An 18,534-nucleotide genomic window follows, 5' to 3' on the forward strand; every position below is an offset into this window, starting at 1 on the left:
ATTCTGGCGGGGGCGTAGGAGGGGGTAGGAGAATTCCGGCATGTCCTCCCGTGAAAACGGATGAGCAGAGCGCTTTTTCCTGAAGCCGGCAAAAACGGATCCGGGCATTTGCGTACGTGATATCCGACAGGTAAAATCCGTCAGATTTTGCCCGGTTCAGGACAGGGATATCCCCGGGCCGCGGTTACCCGAACTGAAGACAGGACACAGAAATGGATACCATATTCGAACCGGCACTGGTGTTGATGGTCGCGGGCATGGGCTTCGTCTTTATCTTTCTGACGATGCTTGTCGGCGTGACACATGCCATGTCGCGCATTGTGAACCGGTTCTTTCCCGATCCGGATCCCGTGCCGGCCAAAGCCGCCGTGCCGAAGCCCGCAGAGGATCCCAACCTGCCTGTGGTGATCGCCGCAGCAGTCAAGGCCTATCGCTCACGTCATCCCAAGTGAGTGCGCAATCTACCTTTACAAAGGGTTCATCATGACAGAGACAACACGCAAACTGGGTATCACGGATGTCGTTTTGCGCGACGCACACCAATCTCTGCTTGCGACGCGCATGCGGCTCGATGACATGCTGCCGGTGGCGGAAAAGCTGGATCAGATCGGATACTGGTCGGTCGAGTCCTGGGGCGGGGCCACCTTTGATGCCTGTATCCGTTATCTGGGCGAGGATCCCTGGGTCCGCATCCGCGAGATCAAGAAGGCCATGCCCAAGACACCGCAGCAGATGCTGCTGCGCGGCCAGAATCTGCTGGGCTACCGGCACTATGCGGATGATGTGGTACGTCGTTTCGTGGAACGGGCCGCAGCCAACGGGGTTGACGTCTTCCGCGTCTTTGATGCGATGAATGACGTGCGCAACATGAAAACCGCCATTCAGGCCGTCATTGATGCGGGCAAGCATGCCCAGGGGACGCTGAGTTATACGGCCAGCCCGGTGCATACGGTGGAGACCTGGGTGAATCTGGCCAAGGAGATTGAAGATCTGGGCGCCCACTCCATTGCCATCAAGGACATGGCCGGCCTGCTCAAGCCCTATGAGGCTTATGAACTGGTATCTCGCCTGAAGGCCGAGACCGATCTGCGGGTGCACCTGCATTGCCACGCCACGACCGGACTGGCAACGACAACCCTGTTCAAGGCCATCGAGGCGGGCATTGACAATGTGGACACTGCCATTTCTTCCATGAGCATGACCTATGGCCACCCGGCGACGGAAAGTATTGTGGCCATGCTGGAGGGAACGGACCGGGATACGGGCCTGGACATCCGGGCACTGGAAGAAATTGCAGCGTATTTCCGTGAAGTCCGGAAAAAATATGCGAAATTCGAAGGTGCACTGCGTGGCGTGGATTCCCGCATTCTGGTCGCGCAGGTTCCGGGCGGCATGCTCACCAACATGGAAAATCAACTGCGGGAGCAGGGCGCGACCGACAAGCTGGACGAGGTGCTGAAGGAAATTCCGCGGGTGCGGGAAGACCTGGGTTTCATTCCGCTGGTGACACCCACCTCCCAGATCGTGGGTACCCAGGCGGTGCTCAACGTGCTTTCCGGCGAACGCTACAAGGTGATTGCCAAGGAAACCGCAGCCATTCTCAAGGGTGAATACGGGAAGGCCCCCGCACCGTTCAATGCCGGGCTTCAGGCGCGTGTGCTGGAAGGGGGGGAACCCATCACCTGTCGGCCCGCCGATCTGCTGGAAGATGAGATGGACCGGCTGACGACCGAACTGCGGACGCTGGCAAAGGAGAAGGGTATCCGGCTGGCCGATGCGGAAGTGGACGATGTGCTGACTTATGCCTTGTTTCCCCAGGTTGGACTGCGTTTTCTCGAAAACCGGGGCAACCCGGATGCATTCGAGCCCGTGCCCGGCAGCGAGCCGGAACCCGAGACAGCGGTGACGTCTTCCGGCGGGGCAACGGCCCGGGCCGGCGGTGCCGAGGTGTATACCATTCGTGTGAACGGGCAGAGCTATGTGGTCGAAGTGTCCGAAGGCGGTGACATCGCCTCGGCCACACCGGTTGGCGACGGCCCGTCTGCGCCCAAGGTTTCGGTGCCTGCCAGCGCCACAGGTGAGGTGATCCGCGCGCCGCTGGCAGGCAATATCATGAAGGTCTGTGTTTCCGCGGGAGACACGGTTCAGGAGGGAGATGTGCTGGTCATTCTGGAAGCCATGAAGATGGAAACGGAAGTCCGTGCGCATTGTGCAGGCCGTGTTGTCAGCACCAGCGTGAGTGCGGGTGACAGCGTTGCGGTCGGCGATCCCCTGATCACACTGGGCTGAGGAGCGGACATGGAGTTCAGTCAGGCGTTGGACCTGTTTACCCAGTCGGGCCTGGCCCAACTGGTGCCGGGGCAGCTGATCATGATCGCAATCTGTCTGTTGCTGCTCTATCTTGCCATTGGCAAGGGGTTTGAACCCCTGTTGCTGGTGCCCATCGCCTTTGGTGGCATTCTGGCCAACATACCCGGTGCCGGGCTGGCCGCCTCGGCGGTGGAAAATGCCATCCGTCACGCCTCTCCGGAGGTGTTGCGGGCACTGGCGGATGCGCTGCACGTGGCGCTGACGCCGGACATGTTAGCCGGCGCTGCCGAAGCAGCGCGCGATGCGCTGTATCAGGCCTACAGAGGGGCAAGTTACAGCACCCTGGATGCGGCCACGCTGATCGCCCGGGACGCGGGGTATTCGGGCGGCATGCTCCACGACTTCGCCCAGGTGGCCATAGCGACCGAGGCGGCACCGCTGATCATCTTCATGGGCGTGGGGGCCATGACCGATTTCGGACCGTTGCTGGCCAATCCCCGGACGCTGCTGCTGGGGGCAGCCGCTCAGTTCGGCATTTTCGGTACCGTGCTGGGGGCCGCGGCGCTGGATGCACTCGGTATCCTGGATTTCACGATTCAGGAGGCGGCAGCGATCGGCATCATCGGTGGTGCAGATGGTCCGACTTCCATCTATACCGCCAATATCCTCGCGCCGCATCTGCTCGGGGCCATTGCCGTGTCTGCCTATTCCTACATGGCATTGGTGCCGATGATTCAGCCGCCGATCATGCGGGCCCTGACCACCAAGGCCGAACGCCAGATCCGCATGGAACAGCTGCGGGTGGTCTCGCGCAAGGAAAAGATCGTCTTTCCGATTGCGGTGCTGCTTTTGGTGGCGCTGTTTCTTCCCGATGCGGCGCCGCTGCTGGGCATGTTCTGCTTCGGCAACCTGATGCGTGAATGCGGTGTCGTGGATCGTCTGTCCGATACGGCTCAGAATGCACTGATCAACATCACGACAATCTTTCTGGGATTGAGCGTTGGCAGCAAGTTGTCCTCGGACACCTTTCTGGATCTGACCACGCTGGGCATTCTCGTGCTGGGCATGATCGCATTCGGAATGGGCACCGCTGCCGGTGTGCTGATGGCGAAACTGATGAACCTGGTCAGCAAGCACAAGGTCAATCCGCTGATTGGTTCGGCCGGTGTTTCCGCTGTGCCGATGGCGGCCCGGGTGTCCAACAAGGTCGGGCTGGAAGCCAATCCCCAGAACTTCCTGCTGATGCATGCGATGGGGCCCAATGTGGCCGGGGTGATCGGATCTGCCATTGCTGCCGGGGTCATGATATCCTTTTTGTCCTGAGCAGGAGGTGGACATGTGGCAGGCACTTGAAGCATTGGTTGCAGAACTGGAATCCGTGGATGACGGGACTTCGGGTGACCGCCTGGTGTCACTGGACGAGCAGGTCCGCTTTCTGCTCGAGTCGTCCCGGGAAACGCTGAGGCAGGATCCGGAACGGGCTGGCGCCTTGCTGGCCCGGCTGCAGGCCGAATACCGCCGTATTCTCGGGCTGCTTGAAAAGGCACAGGCAGAAAACGAGGCACAACGCATCCGCGCACAGCAAACCCGGCGTGCGCTGAAGGCCTATCTCGATACCCACAAGCCCACATTCTGACAATGTCGTCACGGGTTGGGTGACGAAATTTTGAACACATCTTCCCGCTATTCAGCCTGAAAATTTCTTTCGTCATTTATTTGACAGATTTCAGGTCGGCGTCTAGAACTTTCTTATCGTATTCCGTGTTTCCGGAACAGGTAGTGAAGTTGGATGACGAACGAAGATGTAATATTGGTCGTTAGTGATGATCCGGTGATTCGTCAGGAGCTGGAGACCATCATTCGTTTTCTGGATGAGCCGGTGATTGCTGTATCCACGCAGGATTGGCAGTCCGCTGCCGGCGAGAGTATCGCCAACGGTGGTCTCCGGTGCATGATTCTGGATGCCGATGGGCCGACAGAGATCATCCCGGCTTTGCGTGCCATGGATGCCAGTGTGCCGGTGCTGTTGCTGGGCGACACGAATGTGGATGACCTGGATGAAGAGGATCGCAGGCGTATCATTGCCCGGTTGCAGCGCCCGCTGAGTTACACGAAATTCAACGACAGTCTCTACCGGGCTCAGATTTTCAGGGAACATCACAGCCAGGACCGGGTGCGTGCCCAACAGCGGGAGTTGCAGCTGTTCCGTTCTCTCGTCGGAACCAGCCGAGCCATTTGCCGGGTCCGGGAGCTGATGGCCCAGGTTGCGGACAAGGAAGTGAGCGTTCTCATTACCGGTGAGTCCGGCACGGGCAAGGAGGTGGTCGCCCGGAACCTTCACTACAATTCCCATCGCCGCAACAAGCCGTTCGTGCCGGTGAACTGTGGCGCCATCCCGGCCGAGTTGCTGGAAAGTGAGCTGTTCGGCCATGAGAAGGGGGCCTTTACCGGTGCCATTTCCACGCGGGTCGGGCGCTTTGAGCTGGCACAGGGCGGCACGCTGTTCCTGGACGAAATCGGAGACATGCCGCTACACATGCAGGTGAAAATTCTTCGTGTCCTGCAGGAGCGAACCTTTGAGCGTGTCGGCAGCAACAAGACCCAGCAGGCGGATGTCCGGATCATTGCAGCGACGCACAAGAATCTGGAAGAGATGATTGAGAAGGGAGAGTTCCGGGAGGACCTCTACTATCGCCTGAATGTGTTTCCCATCGAAATGCCGGCGCTGCGTGAACGGGTTGAGGATATTCCGCTTCTGCTCAACGAGCTGGTGAGCCGCATGGAAAAGGAAAAGCGGGGTTCGCTGCGCTTCAATTCAGCCGCCATTCTGAGCCTGTGCCGTCACGACTGGCCGGGCAACGTCCGCGAGCTGGCGAACCTGGTGGAGCGTCTGGCCATCATGCACCCCTATGGTGTGATCGGCGTGCATGAACTGCCGCCGAAGTTCCGCCATGTGGATGATCTGGATGAAGAACGCCCCGAGGCCCTTGAGGCGCTGAAACAGCAGGGTGTGCCGGGTGGCTTGCCGGGTCTGGATGCGCCGGCGATGCTGCCCGTGAACGGTCTGGATCTCAAGGAGTACCTGGCCAACCTTGAGAAAACACTGATCCGGCAGGCGCTGGAGGATGCCGGAGGGGTCGTGGCACGTGCCGCCGAAAAGCTCCACATCCGGCGAACGACGCTGGTGGAAAAGCTCAAGAAATATCAGATCACGGCAGACGCCGACTGAGCAGAATAGTCCAGTTTGTACTGGGCCCGGGGACCTGTTGTCTGCCGGGCCTTTTTCTTTCTGCCTTTTCCGGGGGCGACCCGGTGTGTCGGGATTTTGGCAGGTTTGTTTTCCGGGTTGCTGTGTGTGGTTGGTAACCTTCAGATTAAAAAGAAAAAAACGCTCCTGGCATTATTTTTGTTTGAGAGTCATCAAACAACAACAGCGTGTCAGGGGGAATGTCATGGCGAATGCAGCCGTGGAGACAGCACAGTTTCAGGTTCGCGCCGGGGGGGATGTCGCGCGAACCCTGCGCATGTTTGACGCCTTGTCTCAGCACATTCGTGAAGCGTACCAGGATCTGGAAGGCCAGGTCACCCGCCTGACGGGTGAACTGAGCGTGATCTCGGAGCGCCGGCAGCGCGAGCTGGAGGAGAAGGAAAAACTGGCCAACCAGCTTTCCACACTGTTGCGCGTGCTGCCTGCAGCTGTGGTGGTTCTGGATTCGCGCGGCAATGTCCAGTTGGCCAATCCGGCGGCGGTGGATCTGCTCGGCGAGCCCCTGGAAGGCGAGCGCTGGATTCATGTGATCGACCGCTGTTTTGCGCCGCAGGATGATGATGGCCACGAAGTCTCGCTGAAGGACGGCCGCAAGGTCGGTATCCGGATCAGTCCGCTGGAATCCGGTCAGGGACAGCTCATTCTGATCAACGATCTGACCGAGACGCGACGCCTGCAGGCAGAGCTTGCGCGCCATGAGCGTCTGAAGGCCATGGGGCGCATGGTGGCATCGCTGGCTCATCAGGTGCGGACACCCTTGTCTGCGGCCATGCTCTACGCCGGCCATCTCGAAAAGCCGGACCTGGATCCGGACAAGCGGCTTCAGATGGCCGGCAAGCTCAAGCGCCGTTTGCGGCATCTGGAAGAACAGGTGCGGGACATGCTGGTGTTTGCCCGCGGTGAAACCCGTGTGGCCGAGTTCGTCGCGGTTGCGGAACTGATGTCGGGGCTTCGGCAGCTGGCTGAAGGACTGGATCTCAGGGCGACTGTCCATTGGCAGATCCGGGGGGATGATCAGGCCACGGTCACCTGCAATCGCGAAACGTTGCTGGGGGCCTTGCTCAATCTCATCAAGAATGCAGACGATGCCTGTGGCAAGCGCCCCGGTGCACGGATTGATGTCAACGCGCGGGTGCAGGATGGGAGTGTGCAGTTTCTCGTTGAGGATAACGGCACCGGGTTTTCCGAGGCGGAGCGTGCCCGCCTGCTGGAGGCTTTCTATACCACGAAGCCGCAGGGTACCGGGCTGGGACTGGCAGTGGTTCTGTCCGTCGTGCAGGCCCATCGCGGGGTCTTTGATATCTGGTCGGAGGGCAAGGGAAAGGGCGCAGTGGCAGCCGTCACCCTGCCGCTCTGCAGGCCTGCTGAATCACACCGGAACATGACTGGAGACGAGGCATGAGCAAATCCGTTGTACTGATCGTTGAGGACGATGAGGGGCTGCTGGACGCCCTGACCGAAACGCTGGATATGGCAGGTTTTCACTACATTGGCGTGGGATCCGCAGAAGAGGCTTGGGACGTGCTGGCGCAGCATCGGGTGGATCTGGTGGTCAGTGATATCAACATGCCCGGCAAGAGTGGCTTTGAGCTGTTGTCCGATGTGCGAAAACAGTACCCGGGCATTCCGGTCGTCCTGATGACGGCTTATGCCCAGATTTCCCAGGCCGTGTCTGCCATGCAGCAGGGGGCGGCGGACTATCTGGTCAAACCCTTTGACCCCGAGCAATTGTGCGATGTAGTGGGGCGTCACCTCGGGCGCTCTTCGGCGTCTGCCGTGGTGAAAGGGCCGGTTGCGGTGGATCCGGCCAGTCGTCGGATTTTTGACATGGCCCGCAAGGTCGCGGCTACCGATTCCACGGTACTGATCTGTGGCGAGAGTGGTACCGGCAAGGAGGTCCTGGCCCGTTACATCCATGATCACTCTGCACGCCGCGCCAAACCCTTTGTGGCGATCAACTGTGCGGCCATACCGGAAAACATGCTGGAAGCCATTCTCTTCGGTCATGAAAAAGGGGCCTTTACCGGCGCCTATCAGAGCAGCCCGGGCAAGTTCGAACAGGCGAACGGCGGCACGCTGCTCCTGGACGAAATTTCCGAAATGGAGCTTGGCTTGCAGGCCAAGCTGCTCCGTGTCCTGCAGGAACGGGAAGTGGAACGGATCGGCGGCCGCAAGGCCATCAAGCTGGATGTCCGTGTGCTGGCAACCACCAACCGTGACCTGCGCGAGCATGTGCAGTCCGGACGTTTTCGTGAGGATCTGTTCTACCGTCTGAGTGTGTTTCCCCTGGCATGGATGCCCCTTCGGGAGCGGCGTGGCGACATTCTGCCTTTGGCGGAACATTTGCTGGCCACGCATGTGAGCAAGATGGGACTGGGATCGGTCACCCTTGACGAATCGGCCCGGAATGCCCTTTACCAGCATGACTGGCCGGGCAATGTGCGCGAACTGGACAATGCCATCCAGCGGGCACTGATCCTGCAGCAGGGCGGTGTGATCCGGGCGCAGGATCTGGTACTCGACTTCGGAATGACCCTGGCTGGCGGTCAGGGGGGGCAGCCGAGGCGATGCCGGCCATGAACATGGCTTCGCCCGATCTGGTCGAGCCAGTCTCCCCGGCAAACCTGGATTCGGGGCTGGCCGAAGAGGGCGGCGATGGCAGTGTTCTGGGCAGTGAGGTCAGGCAGCGCGAGTTTCAGATCATTCTCGATGCACTGCGCCGCGAGGGGGGGCGTCGCAACCGGGTCGCCGAGAAGCTGGGGATCTCACCCCGCACCCTGCGCTACAAGCTTGCGCGCATGCGGGAATGTGGCATTGATGTGGATGCGCACCTGGCGGGTGTGTGATCTGGCACGTGGATTGCTGAAAGGTATTCATGAGTCAAATCCCTGACGGAGACCAAAAATGACGACGCGTGTGGATGTTAACGATGTACTGGCACAGATTCGTGCTGCACGTGCGCGTATCCAGCGTCCGGCACAGGCTGAGCAGGCTGTACGGTCGACCGTGGTGCCACCTGCGGCCGGTGATGCCAGAGCCGCTGAGAAGCCGGGCTTTGCCCAGATGCTGCAGCAGGCGGTGAACCAGGTGGACAGTGTGCAGAAGAATGCATCCAGTCTGGCCACGGCTTATGAGAAAGGGGATCCGAACGTGGACCTGACTCAGGTCATGATTGCCAGTCAGAAGGCTTCCGTGGCATTCCAGGCCATGACACAGGTGCGCAACCGTGTTGTTCAGGCCTATGAAGACATCATGAAGATGCCGATTTGATGGAGAGTTAGCGCATGGCTTCAGTTCCGGCTGAGATCCCTACCGCAGACAACCTCCCGCTGGCCGGTGGTGCCGGAGGCGGTGACGGTGACGCGGAGACCCCCCGCAGTGATCTGGTGATGGGTTTCAACAAGTTGTCCATCATGCGGCAGGTGGCCCTGATGATCGGTCTCGCGGCCAGTATTGCCATGGGCATTGCCATCATCCTCTGGGCACAGCAGCCGGACTATCAACCGGTTTTTTCCGATCTGCGCGGTTATGATCCCACTGAAATTGCGGACATTCTCAATCAGGCGGATGTGAAGTTCCGCATGGATCCCAAGACCGGTGCCTTGCTGGTGGCGTCGGAGGACGTCCACCGGGCGCGTCTGAAGCTTGCTGCCGCGGGTGTCACCGAGGACAAGACCGTTGGTTTCGAACTGCTGGATCAGGCGCCGGGACTGGGCACCAGCCAGTTCATGGAGTCGGCCCGTTATCGACGCAGTCTGGAAGGCGAACTGGCAAGAACCATTGCTAGTCTGCGCAACGTCAAGAGTGCGCGGGTGCATCTTGCCATTCCCAAGAGTAGCGTTTTTGTCCGTGATCGCCGCAAACCCTCGGCTTCTGTCCTGGTGAATCTGATGGGGCGAGGCACGCTTTCCGAAGAACAGGTGGCGGCGATCGTCAACCTCGTGGCGGGGAGTGTGCCGGAGCTGGACAAAAGCGACGTGACCGTTGTGGACCAGCGCGGCAATCTGCTGTCACGCAAGGACATCAACAGTGATGACCTGCGCCGTGCCCGGGAATTCGAATATGCGCGCAAGCTTGAGGAGGTGCTGTCCGAGCGTGTCGGCAGCATTCTGGAGCCCATTGTGGGGCCCGGACGCTATCGCGCTGAAGTGTCGGCTGACATTGACTTCACCACCATTGAGCGGGCGGAAGAGCTCTATGGGCCGGATCAGAAGATTGTCCGCAGCGAAAAGGAACTGGATGAACAGCGCGTGGCCGGTGACACGGGGGGAATTCCCGGCGCGCTGTCGAACCAGCCACCCGGCCAGGCAACGGTACCGGAGCAGGCCAATGGTGCAAATGGTACTGCAGGGGCGGAGGTCAAGGATCTGCGCAAGGAGCGGGTACGCAACTATGAGGTGGACCGGACGCTCAGCTACATCAAGAAGGGACAGGGCGATATTCGCCGGCTGACCGTGGCAGTCGTGGTGGATGATATCCGCAAGGTGGACGCTGACGGTAATGTGACCTATGAGCCCTGGCCCAAGGAGGAATTGGAGCGTCTCACCCTGCTGGTGCGGAATGCGGTAGGCTATTCGGCTGCCCGGGGCGACAGCGTCAACGTAATCAATAGTCCATTTGTCATGGAGCAGCAGGAGGACATTCCTGATCTGCCCATCTGGCAGCAGGCCTGGTTCCTGCAGCTGGTGAAGTGGGGTGTGGCCCTGATTGCGGTGATCGTGCTGGTCTTTGGTCTGATCCGGCCGACCCTTAAAAATCTGAGCAGCGGTGGTGCGGAAGAGCGTGAACTGGCCCTGGCGGCAGATGATGACGGACTTGCAGAGCTGGAGAAACTGACCGAGACTGAAGAGGGTGAAGAAGGTGGAATCGGGCTGAGTACCGATGATGAATTCATGCTGCCGGGTGCTTCGGCCAGCTATGAGAAGAAACTGAATGCCCTCAAGAGCCTGATCGCAGAAGATCCGGGCCGGGTAGCCAACGTATTGCGCCAGTGGATCATGTCCGATGACTGATGGTGAAAAGAAACCTGCCAAGAAAATAGGCCGCCTGGATGCTGCGGCCATTCTTCTGTTGTCCCTGGGGGAAGCTGACGCGGCCCAGCTCCTCAAGCATATGGGACCGAAGGAAGTGCAGCGTGTGGGTGCGCGTATGGCGCAACTGGAGAACGTGCTGCAGGAAGACGTGGAGCAAGTCACCGATGAAATTCTCGAGGCGGTGGGCGGTCAGACGGGCATTGGCGTGGGGGCAGATGACTATATCCGTAACCTGTTGACTCAAGCGCTGGGAGAGGAGAAGGCGGCCGGCCTGATTGATCGTATCCTCATGGGGGGAACACCACGGGCCTGGATACCCTCAAATGGATGGAGCCGCGCGCAGTTGCTGATCTCATCCGCTATGAACATCCGCAGATTCAGGCCATCGTGATTTCCTATCTGGATGCGGACCAGGCATCGGAAGTGCTGTCCAACTTTGATCCCAAGGTGCAGCTGGACATCGTCATGCGGATCTCCGCGCTGGAAACCGTGCAGCCCCAGGCACTCAAGGAACTGAATGATATTTTGGAAAAACAGTTCTCCAGTGGTGCTACTTCACAGTCCACCAAGTTGGGTGGGGTCAAGCGGGCTGCCGAGATCATGAACTTCATGGATCCGCAACTGATGGAATCCATCAAGGAAGTGGACGCGGATCTGGCGACCCAGATCGAAGATCTGATGTTTGTGTTCGACAACCTCAAGGATGTGGACGACCGGGGTATTCAGACGCTGCTGCGCGAGGTGGGTTCCGATACCCTGATTCTGGCCCTCAAGGGCGCGGACGAAGAGCTGCAGGAAAAGATTTTCCGCAACATGTCCAAGCGGGCAGCCGAGTTGCTGCGGGACGATCTGGAGGCCAAGGGACCGGTGCGGGTCAGCGAGGTGGAAGCCGCGCAGAAGGAAATCCTGGCCATTGCCCGCCGTCTTGCCGATGCCGGCGAAATCGTGCTGGGTGGCTCCGGCGAAGACATGCTGTGAGGTTGAGCCATGAGTGACAAGGACCGGATTCCCGCCGAACAGCTGACTGCCTGGGAGCGCTGGGAACTGCCTGTCATGAACGAGCAGGGGGAGACCCGGGAGGCCGAGGAGTCGGTCAGACCGCCCACTGCGGCCGAGCTGGAGGCTATCCGTGAGGCGGCGCGGGAAGAAGGTTTCCAGAGCGGCTATCAGGCCGGCCATGCGGAAGGCCTGTCACAGGGGCGGCGCGAGGGGCATGCGGAAGGCTATGCTGCGGGAATGGAGCAGGGCCGCGAGGAAGGGCGTGCCCAGGCGTATGCAAAGCATGAAGCGGAACTGCAGGCACGGTTGCGGACGCTGAGCGGACTGATCTCGTCTCTGGAAAAGCCGCTGGCCGATCAGCAGGAAACCCTGGAGCAGACGCTGGTGCAGCTCGTGCTGGCTGTTTGCCGGGCGGTCATCTTCAGGGAGCTTCAGCTGGCTCCGGAAGCACTGGGTCAGGTGGTTCATGAAGCGCTGGCTGCACTGCCGGCCGATGAAGAGTGGCGCGTGGTCCTGCACCCCGAGGACGCGGCCCTGCTGCGTGAGTCCGGATTCGAGCCGGTCGGACAGATGACCGAGGATGCCGGACTGACTCGTGGGGGATGCCGGGTCCAGACACGTAATACGCTGGTGGACTACACGCTGGAACGGCGCTTTCAGAAAACCGTGCAGGCCATGCTGAGCCGGGCAACGGCCCGGCATGAAGACGCCGGGGGCCATCAACCGGACTATGCGCCTGCGCTGGATGATCTGAGCAATCTGCACACGGATGTCCTGGAGGCACCGGATGAGCCAGAGCCTGAGTGACCGGCTGGCGCGCTACGCCCGCGCCGTGCCCAGGCATCCGGAGCCGGAAGTGATCGGCCGGCTTTCAAGGGTGGTGGGGCTGACGCTGGAGGCGGTGGGTTGTCCGATGACCATGGGGGAGCGGTGCCTGATTGAAGCCGGGCCTGACCGTTGGGTGGAGGCCGAGGTCGTGGGCTTTCAGGAGCAGCGCATGTACCTGATGCCGTTGTCCACGGTTGAAGGTCTGCGGCCCGGCGCGCGGGTTCAGCGACTACAGCATGCACATCAGATTCCGGTGGGCTGGAGCCTGCTCGGCCGTGTACTCAATGGTGCGGGTGAACCCCTGGATGGCAAGGGCCCGATCGTGGCCGAAGATCATGTCGATCTGATTGGTGAGCCGATCAATCCGCTCAGCCGCGCCCCTATCCGTAATCCCCTGGATGTGGGCATCCGCGCCATCAATGCGCTGCTGACCGTCGGTTCGGGGCAGCGTATCGGTCTGTTCGCGGGCAGTGGTGTGGGCAAGAGCATGCTGATGGGCATGATGACCCGGTTTACCACGGCAGACATTACGGTGGTAGGGCTGGTGGGTGAACGTGGCCGGGAAGTGAAGGAGTTTATTGATGACATCCTTGGCGAAGAGGGCCTGAAACGCTCGGTGGTGATCGCTTCGCCAGCCGATGAGTCGCCACTGATGCGGTTGCGTGCGGCGGTACTGACGACGCGTATTGCGGAGTATTTTCGTGATCAGGGCAAACAGGTTCTGCTGCTCATGGATTCGCTGACCCGCTATGCACAGGCTCAGCGCGAGATTGCCCTGGCCGTGGGCGAGCCGCCGGCCACCAAGGGTTATCCTCCCAGCGTGTTTGCCCGTCTGCCCGCACTGGTGGAACGGGCCGGCAACGGACGTCCGGGTGGCGGTTCCATCACCGCATTTTACACGGTGCTGACCGAAGGGGATGACCAGCAGGACCCGATTGCCGATGCGGCACGAGCCATTCTGGACGGGCATGTGGTCCTGTCACGGGCATTGGCCGAGGAGGGGCATTACCCGGCCATTGACGTGGAAGCCTCCATCAGCCGTGTGATGCCGCAGGTTACGTCGGCGGATCACCTGGCGCTGGCCCAGCGCTTCAAGCAGCTCTATGCCCGCTATCAGCAGGCGCGGGATCTCATTTCCGTGGGCGCCTACGTGAAGGGTGCAGACCCGGATACGGATGAGGCCATTGCCCGCATGCCCCACATGAAACGCTTTCTCAGGCAGGGACTGCACGAGGCAGCCCCCTTCGAAGCCAGTGTGTCGGCCCTGGAGCAGGTGCTCGGGAAGGGTGGCCCGGCTCAGGGTAACGCACAGCAGGGGAGTGACAACGATTGAAGTCCCGCTCGGAAAGACTGGCACTGGTTCAGTCAGTACGTGCCCGCGAGGAAGAGGCCGTTCGCAAGCGCCTGGCTCAGCTTCAGGGACAGTTGCAGGAAGCGCAGGCCACGCTGTCCGCCCTGGAGCAGTATGCACAGGAATACCAGCAGCAACTGACCCGTGGCGGTGCCACACAGATTCATGTGCTGCAGCAGGTTCAGCTCTTCCTTGCGCGCCTGGATGATGCCTGTGCTCAGCAACGGCAGTTGATTGAGAAGCTTGAGGTTCAGGTGCAGCGTGTCAGGCTCGAATGGCAGCAGGCACATCAGAAGAGCGAACGCATGGCCGATCTGGTGGCACGGGCCCGCACCGAGGAAGAAACCGCCCGGGAGAAGCGTTTGCAGGGTCAGCTTGACGACATGGCAGCCAGAAATTTCTGGCAAAAAATCAAATGAATGCTGGCAATTTTTTCAAAGTCGTCTAATCATTATGTAGGATGCAACTAACTGTTATTAGTGGAGGAAAGCATGTCCATCACGTCGAGCCGCTCCAATGACAACCGGACGCTCACCATCAGGGTGCAGGGCCGCTTTGATTTCAGCTCTCATCAGGACTTTCGGGATGCTTACGAGAATGGCGGTGAGGATGTGGCCGAGTTTGTCATCGACATGAGCGAGACCACCTATCTCGACAGCTCCGCGCTGGGAATGCTTCTCCTGCTGCGGGATTATGCCGGTGGCGATGACGCCCGGATCCGCATCATCAACTGCAACAATGATGTCAGGAAGATTCTGACCATCTCCAACTTCGAGCAGCTCTTCACTATCGAATGAACTCAGGAGGCCCTGCCATGGCCGGCCCCATCCGTGTCCTGATCGCGGATGACAATCAGTCGGACAGGATGATTCTCTCGCGGATTGTGGAGAAGCAGGGCCACACCGTCGAAACCGCCGTGAATGGACGCGATGCGGTGGAAAAATTTCAGGCGTTCGGTCCCGATATCGTGTTGCTGGACGCCATCATGCCGGAAATGGACGGTTTCGAAGCCGCCCGACAGATCAAGGCCCTCGCGGGTGAAGATCTTGTGCCCATCATCTTCCTCACGTCTCTCTCGGATGTGGATTCACTGGTCAAATGTCTCGAAGCCGGCGGGGACGACTTCCTGTCCAAACCCTACAACCGGGTGATTCTGGAAGCCAAGATCAATGCCTTCTACCGCATGCGGACCATGAACCACCAGTTGCTGGCCCAGCGGGATCAGATTGCGGAACACAACCGCCACATGCTCCGGGAGCAACAGGTCGCGCGCAACGTCTTTGACAATGTGGCACACATGGGATGCCTGGGGGCCCGGAATATCCGCCACCTGTTGTCCCCCCTTTCGGTCTTCAACGGGGATGTGCTGCTGGCCTGCCAGCGACCATCCGGCGGCATGCATGTTCTGCTGGGAGACTTTACCGGACACGGATTGCCGGCGGCCATCGGGGCCATGCCGCTGGCCGAAATATTTTACGGCATGACAGTCAAGGGTTTCGCCCTGCAGGACATTCTCCGCGAGATCAACCAGAAGCTGAAAAAGATTCTCCCCGTGGGCTTCTTCTGTTGCGCCTGCATGGCAGAGCTCAACTTTGACCAGAAAAGCGTGGAAATCTGGATCGGTGGACTGCCGGACTGTGTGCTGATTCAGTCCGGACGGGTGATCCGGATTCCCTCCAATCACCTGCCGCTGGGTGTATTGAAGCCCGAGCAATTTCAGGCGAATACCTGGCGTTTTGAGATGAGTGACGGGGACCGGCTGTACATGTGGTCGGATGGCATTCTTGAGGCGGCCAATCCCCGGGGCGAGATGTTCGGCGATGAGCGGCTGATGTCACTCATCAGCGGAAATGCGGCGTCAGACACCCTGTTTGACACGATTCTGGACAAGGTGTTCGAGTTTGTGGGTACCCATGACCAGCAGGATGATCTTACGCTGGTCGAGGTGACCATGATGCCGGAAGATCAGTTGGGCATCGGGGAGGCTCACCTGGTACGCAGTGCACTCAAGGGGCCGCGCACCTGGGATTTCAGCTACCGGGTGGAAGGCGACACGCTGAGAGATTTCAATCCCATTCCCCTGTTGCTCCATGTCATCATGGAGGTGCCGGAACTGCGCCCCTACAATGGCCAGATTTACACCATCCTGACCGAGCTTTACAGCAACGCGCTCGAACACGGTATTCTGGGGCTGTCGTCGGATCTCAAGACCACACCGGACGGCTTTGCGCGGTACTACAAAGAACGTGAAGCCCGCCTCAGGCATCTGGACGGGCACGCCATCGAGTTTTCCTTTTCCCACCGCATGCGCGGTGTGGGGGGTGTCCTCAGCCTGACCATGAAGGATACGGGCTCCGGGTTTGACGTCACGCAGGTCAATAATACAGTACCTGCGGCCAACCGCTTCTCCGGACGGGGTATCCCCCTGTTGCGCAGTCTTTGCCGCAAGCTGGTATATTCCGAAGGCGGCACGCGTGTGGATGCAGAATTTGTCTGGCCGGATGGCCGGCGTGAGAATTGAACGGGAGACCGAGCATGCATGATGACCTGAGTCACGTGGACAGCGGTGCACTGGCCGAATTGCGTGAAGTCATGGAAGAAGAGTTTGATATTCTGATCGACACGTTTCTGGACGATTCCGTGGATCGCATGCAACAGATCCGTGAGGCGCTGGCATCGGGTGATCCGGTGGCCTACAGCCGGGCGTGCCACAGCTTCAAGGGAAGCGCAACCAATATGGGATTGCCCCGGCTGGCCGCGCTCTGTCGCGAAGGCGAGGAAGACGGGCGAGCCGGGAAGATGGAACGGGCGGCAATGATTACCGATGCCATCGAGGATGAACTGGCTGCTGTCCGGCAAGAACTGGCCGCTCAGAAGTCTGGTTGAGCTGTCGGGCCCCTGTGAACGCCGGCTTTTGAAAAATTGGTCTGATTCCTGCTTGGTCATTGCAGGTTCATACTCAGGCAGGACAGACCATGACTCCGGATATCCTCACCAACTTTTCGTCTGAACCCGCACGCGCGACAGCGCGCGCTAATGACCAGCCCACTACTCAGAAGGATGGCGGATTCCGCAAGACGCTCGAGGCGGAGGATCGCGAGACGGTCAGCGAGAAGCGTCGGGCGGAGCAGGATGCCGAACCGACGAAGAAAACTCAGAATAATGTGCAAACCGATGCTGAGCAGCGGGTGACTCGTTCGGATCAGGTGGATTCGGGAGGTGCTCATCAAGACGAGACATCTGCCGGTATGACGCCGGAGGAAACCGCCCCGTCATCCCCCGTTGCACTGTTCGCACCACTTCCGCTGCCGGCTGATCTTCAGGCCAATGCGGCCCTACCTGCGGCAGACAGATTGCCGCCCGGCATGAGCGATGCGCTGGAAGCACTTGGCCTGCAACCTCTCCCCGATGCCTCCGGCACGACGGTGCCCCTTGAGCCCGGTTCTGCATCCGGCGCCCAAAGTGGGGGTGCCGCGGCGGCTGAACTGATATCCGGGGCGCTGATGACGCTTCGGCAGATGATGTCCGGTCAGACCGGTGACAAGACGGCCGTTTCGGCGCTACGTGACAGCGTGTTCAGTCAGGATATGCTTTCCGCGCTCTCCCAAGGGGATGGTCCTGAGCTCAAGACCGTGACTCAGGCAGTTCAGAATGCGGTTCAGATGGCACAACGCCAGGACTCTGCTACCACACCGGTATGGGTATCGCAACTACCGGCTCAGGCGGGAACGGAGGCTTGGCAACACCAGTTGGGCGAGAAGATCCTCTGGCTGGTTGGGCAGAAGCTCCATGAAGCACGCATTCACTTGAATCCTGCCGACCTGGGCCCCATCGACATCCAGATCCAGATTCACAAGGATCAGGCTCAGATCCAGATGCATGCCACCCAGGCACTGACCCGGGATATGCTGGATGCGGCTGCATGGCGGTTACGTGAAACGCTGGCAGGGCAGGGGCTGAACCTTTCCGGCTTTGATGTCAGTGACCAGCCTGCCTGGCAGCAATCCGAGCGTGAGCCTGGCCAGCCTTCCGGCGGAGGAGGTGCTGATACAGACCTTGCGCTGGAGACCGTGGAGGATCTCACCGAGAGACCTGTGATGATGCGGGTGACGGATATCCCCGGTCTGGTGGACACTTATGCCTGAGCAGGAATGCAGAGCGGGCAAAATTCCTCTGGATGGTCTAAACTCTTGAAATCGGGTTGAAACAATCGATTACAGGTGATCAATGGCTGAGAAAGAAGCTCCTGAGGCGACGGAAGAGGGTGAAGGCAAGTCCGGCAGCAAGAAAATGCTCATCATCATACTGGTGGTGGTTATCCTGGCTGCAGGTGGTGGTGTGGGTGTGGCCTGGTTCCTGCTTTCGGGAGACAAGTCTGCCGAAGCGGACAAACCGGCCGAGCCCGCAGCGCCAGTTCACAAACCGGCGCTCTATTTCAATATCAAGCCGCCCATTGTGGTGGCCTTTGATGGCAACAAAGGTACGCGCTATCTTCAGGTGTCCATCAGTGTGATGGGGCGCGACAAGGAGGCGATTGATGGGGTGGAGCTGCACTTGCCGGTGATCCGGAACCGGCTTATCAACGCCATCGGTTCCAAGGATTTCGCCAGTCTCATGACTCCTGAAGCCAAGGAGGCGTTGAGGCAGGAGTGCAAGGACATCATCAACCAGGTGCTCAACGACGAACAGGTGGCCGGCAGCATTGAAGAGGTGCTGTTTACCAATCTGGTCATGCAGTGAGAGTG

Annotated in this window: 16 protein-coding genes and 2 pseudogenes; all 18 read left to right on the forward strand. The window is 59.8% G+C overall.

Annotated features, from left to right (window positions below):
• Positions 1–212: 212 nt before the first annotated feature.
• The 18 genes and pseudogenes from AAIA72_RS01715 to AAIA72_RS01800 all read left to right on the forward strand — a co-directional run bounded on the left by AAIA72_RS01715 (position 213) and on the right by AAIA72_RS01800 (position 18,529).
• Positions 213–452, forward strand: coding sequence for an OadG family protein (locus AAIA72_RS01715; protein WP_369601731.1), 240 nt, complete (start codon positions 213–215; stop codon positions 450–452).
• A 31-nt stretch (positions 453–483) separates the two neighbouring features.
• A complete protein-coding gene (gene oadA / locus AAIA72_RS01720; RefSeq protein ID WP_369601732.1) occupies positions 484–2,289 on the forward strand; it encodes a sodium-extruding oxaloacetate decarboxylase subunit alpha in 1,806 nt (601 codons plus the stop codon).
• A gap of 9 nt (positions 2,290–2,298) precedes the next feature.
• A complete protein-coding gene (locus tag AAIA72_RS01725) occupies positions 2,299–3,633 on the forward strand; it encodes a sodium ion-translocating decarboxylase subunit beta (RefSeq protein WP_369601733.1) in 1,335 nt (444 codons plus the stop codon).
• A 13-nt stretch (positions 3,634–3,646) separates the two neighbouring features.
• The gene (locus AAIA72_RS01730; RefSeq protein WP_369601734.1) at positions 3,647–3,946 is read left to right on the forward strand and encodes a hypothetical protein; all 300 of its coding nucleotides are present in this window, start codon (positions 3,647–3,649) and stop codon (positions 3,944–3,946) included.
• A gap of 153 nt (positions 3,947–4,099) precedes the next feature.
• A complete protein-coding gene (locus AAIA72_RS01735; RefSeq protein WP_369601735.1) occupies positions 4,100–5,539 on the forward strand; it encodes a sigma-54 dependent transcriptional regulator in 1,440 nt (479 codons plus the stop codon).
• A 223-nt stretch (positions 5,540–5,762) separates the two neighbouring features.
• Positions 5,763–6,980 carry a PAS domain-containing sensor histidine kinase gene (locus AAIA72_RS01740; protein ID WP_369601736.1) on the forward strand — a complete coding sequence of 406 codons (1,218 nt, stop codon included), beginning with the start codon at positions 5,763–5,765 and terminating at the stop codon, positions 6,978–6,980.
• A pseudogene (locus tag AAIA72_RS01745) lies at positions 6,977–8,424 on the forward strand (sigma-54-dependent transcriptional regulator). The gene AAIA72_RS01740 and the pseudogene AAIA72_RS01745 overlap by 4 nt, the downstream one beginning before the upstream one ends.
• A 58-nt stretch (positions 8,425–8,482) precedes the next feature.
• Positions 8,483–8,848, forward strand: coding sequence for a flagellar hook-basal body complex protein FliE (gene fliE / locus AAIA72_RS01750; RefSeq protein WP_369601737.1), 366 nt, complete (start codon positions 8,483–8,485; stop codon positions 8,846–8,848).
• 14 nt (positions 8,849–8,862) lie between these two features.
• Entirely contained in the window at positions 8,863–10,590 is a 1,728-nt protein-coding gene (gene fliF / locus AAIA72_RS01755; RefSeq protein ID WP_369601738.1) for a flagellar basal-body MS-ring/collar protein FliF, read from the forward strand.
• Positions 10,583–11,589 (forward strand): annotated as a pseudogene (fliG, locus tag AAIA72_RS01760) (flagellar motor switch protein FliG). The gene fliF and the pseudogene fliG overlap by 8 nt, the downstream one beginning before the upstream one ends.
• 9 nt (positions 11,590–11,598) lie before the next feature.
• Complete coding sequence (locus tag AAIA72_RS01765; RefSeq protein WP_369601739.1) at positions 11,599–12,417, forward strand: flagellar assembly protein FliH; 819 nt, start codon at positions 11,599–11,601, stop codon at positions 12,415–12,417.
• A complete protein-coding gene (gene fliI, locus AAIA72_RS01770) occupies positions 12,398–13,771 on the forward strand; it encodes a flagellar protein export ATPase FliI (protein WP_369601740.1) in 1,374 nt (457 codons plus the stop codon). Before AAIA72_RS01765 ends, fliI begins: the two co-directional genes overlap by 20 nt.
• A complete protein-coding gene (gene fliJ / locus AAIA72_RS01775; protein ID WP_369601741.1) occupies positions 13,768–14,208 on the forward strand; it encodes a flagellar export protein FliJ in 441 nt (146 codons plus the stop codon). Before fliI ends, fliJ begins: the two co-directional genes overlap by 4 nt.
• A 72-nt stretch (positions 14,209–14,280) precedes the next feature.
• A complete protein-coding gene (locus AAIA72_RS01780; RefSeq protein ID WP_369601742.1) occupies positions 14,281–14,586 on the forward strand; it encodes an STAS domain-containing protein in 306 nt (101 codons plus the stop codon).
• Positions 14,587–14,603: 17 nt separating this feature from the next.
• Positions 14,604–16,310 (forward strand): SpoIIE family protein phosphatase, encoded by a 1,707-nt coding sequence (locus AAIA72_RS01785; protein WP_369601743.1) that lies wholly within the window; start codon positions 14,604–14,606, stop codon positions 16,308–16,310.
• Positions 16,311–16,324: 14 nt separating this feature from the next.
• Positions 16,325–16,675, forward strand: coding sequence for an Hpt domain-containing protein (locus AAIA72_RS01790; protein WP_369601744.1), 351 nt, complete (start codon positions 16,325–16,327; stop codon positions 16,673–16,675).
• Positions 16,676–16,764: 89 nt separating this feature from the next.
• Complete coding sequence (locus tag AAIA72_RS01795; RefSeq protein WP_369601745.1) at positions 16,765–17,934, forward strand: flagellar hook-length control protein FliK; 1,170 nt, start codon at positions 16,765–16,767, stop codon at positions 17,932–17,934.
• A gap of 82 nt (positions 17,935–18,016) precedes the next feature.
• Positions 18,017–18,529: a flagellar basal body-associated FliL family protein gene (locus AAIA72_RS01800; RefSeq protein ID WP_369601746.1), complete on the forward strand. Its 513-nt coding sequence runs from the start codon at positions 18,017–18,019 to the stop codon at positions 18,527–18,529.
• The last annotated feature ends 5 nt before the right edge of the window (positions 18,530–18,534 follow it).

This window comes from Thermohahella caldifontis (assembly GCF_041153465.1).
Lineage (GTDB): Bacteria > Pseudomonadota > Gammaproteobacteria > Pseudomonadales > Oleiphilaceae > Thermohahella > Thermohahella caldifontis.

Excerpts from the sequence above, each read along its gene's own strand:
- AAIA72_RS01785 (WP_369601743.1), top strand. The coding sequence starts at position 14,604 with ATGGCCGGCCCCATCCGTGTCCTGATCGCGGATGACAATCAGTCGGAC.
- AAIA72_RS01765 (WP_369601739.1), top strand. The coding sequence starts at position 11,599 with ATGAGTGACAAGGACCGGATTCCCGCCGAACAGCTGACTGCCTGGGAG.
- AAIA72_RS01735 (WP_369601735.1), top strand. The coding sequence starts at position 4,100 with ATGACGAACGAAGATGTAATATTGGTCGTTAGTGATGATCCGGTGATT.
- AAIA72_RS01790 (WP_369601744.1), top strand. The coding sequence starts at position 16,325 with ATGCATGATGACCTGAGTCACGTGGACAGCGGTGCACTGGCCGAATTG.
- fliF (WP_369601738.1), top strand. The coding sequence starts at position 8,863 with ATGGCTTCAGTTCCGGCTGAGATCCCTACCGCAGACAACCTCCCGCTG.
- AAIA72_RS01780 (WP_369601742.1), top strand. The coding sequence starts at position 14,281 with ATGTCCATCACGTCGAGCCGCTCCAATGACAACCGGACGCTCACCATC.
- AAIA72_RS01725 (WP_369601733.1), top strand. The coding sequence starts at position 2,299 with ATGGAGTTCAGTCAGGCGTTGGACCTGTTTACCCAGTCGGGCCTGGCC.
- fliE (WP_369601737.1), top strand. The coding sequence starts at position 8,483 with ATGACGACGCGTGTGGATGTTAACGATGTACTGGCACAGATTCGTGCT.
- fliI (WP_369601740.1), top strand. The coding sequence starts at position 12,398 with ATGAGCCAGAGCCTGAGTGACCGGCTGGCGCGCTACGCCCGCGCCGTG.
- AAIA72_RS01715 (WP_369601731.1), top strand. The coding sequence starts at position 213 with ATGGATACCATATTCGAACCGGCACTGGTGTTGATGGTCGCGGGCATG.
- AAIA72_RS01795 (WP_369601745.1), top strand. The coding sequence starts at position 16,765 with ATGACTCCGGATATCCTCACCAACTTTTCGTCTGAACCCGCACGCGCG.
- oadA (WP_369601732.1), top strand. The coding sequence starts at position 484 with ATGACAGAGACAACACGCAAACTGGGTATCACGGATGTCGTTTTGCGC.
- AAIA72_RS01730 (WP_369601734.1), top strand. The coding sequence starts at position 3,647 with ATGTGGCAGGCACTTGAAGCATTGGTTGCAGAACTGGAATCCGTGGAT.
- AAIA72_RS01740 (WP_369601736.1), top strand. The coding sequence starts at position 5,763 with ATGGCGAATGCAGCCGTGGAGACAGCACAGTTTCAGGTTCGCGCCGGG.
- AAIA72_RS01800 (WP_369601746.1), top strand. The coding sequence starts at position 18,017 with ATGGCTGAGAAAGAAGCTCCTGAGGCGACGGAAGAGGGTGAAGGCAAG.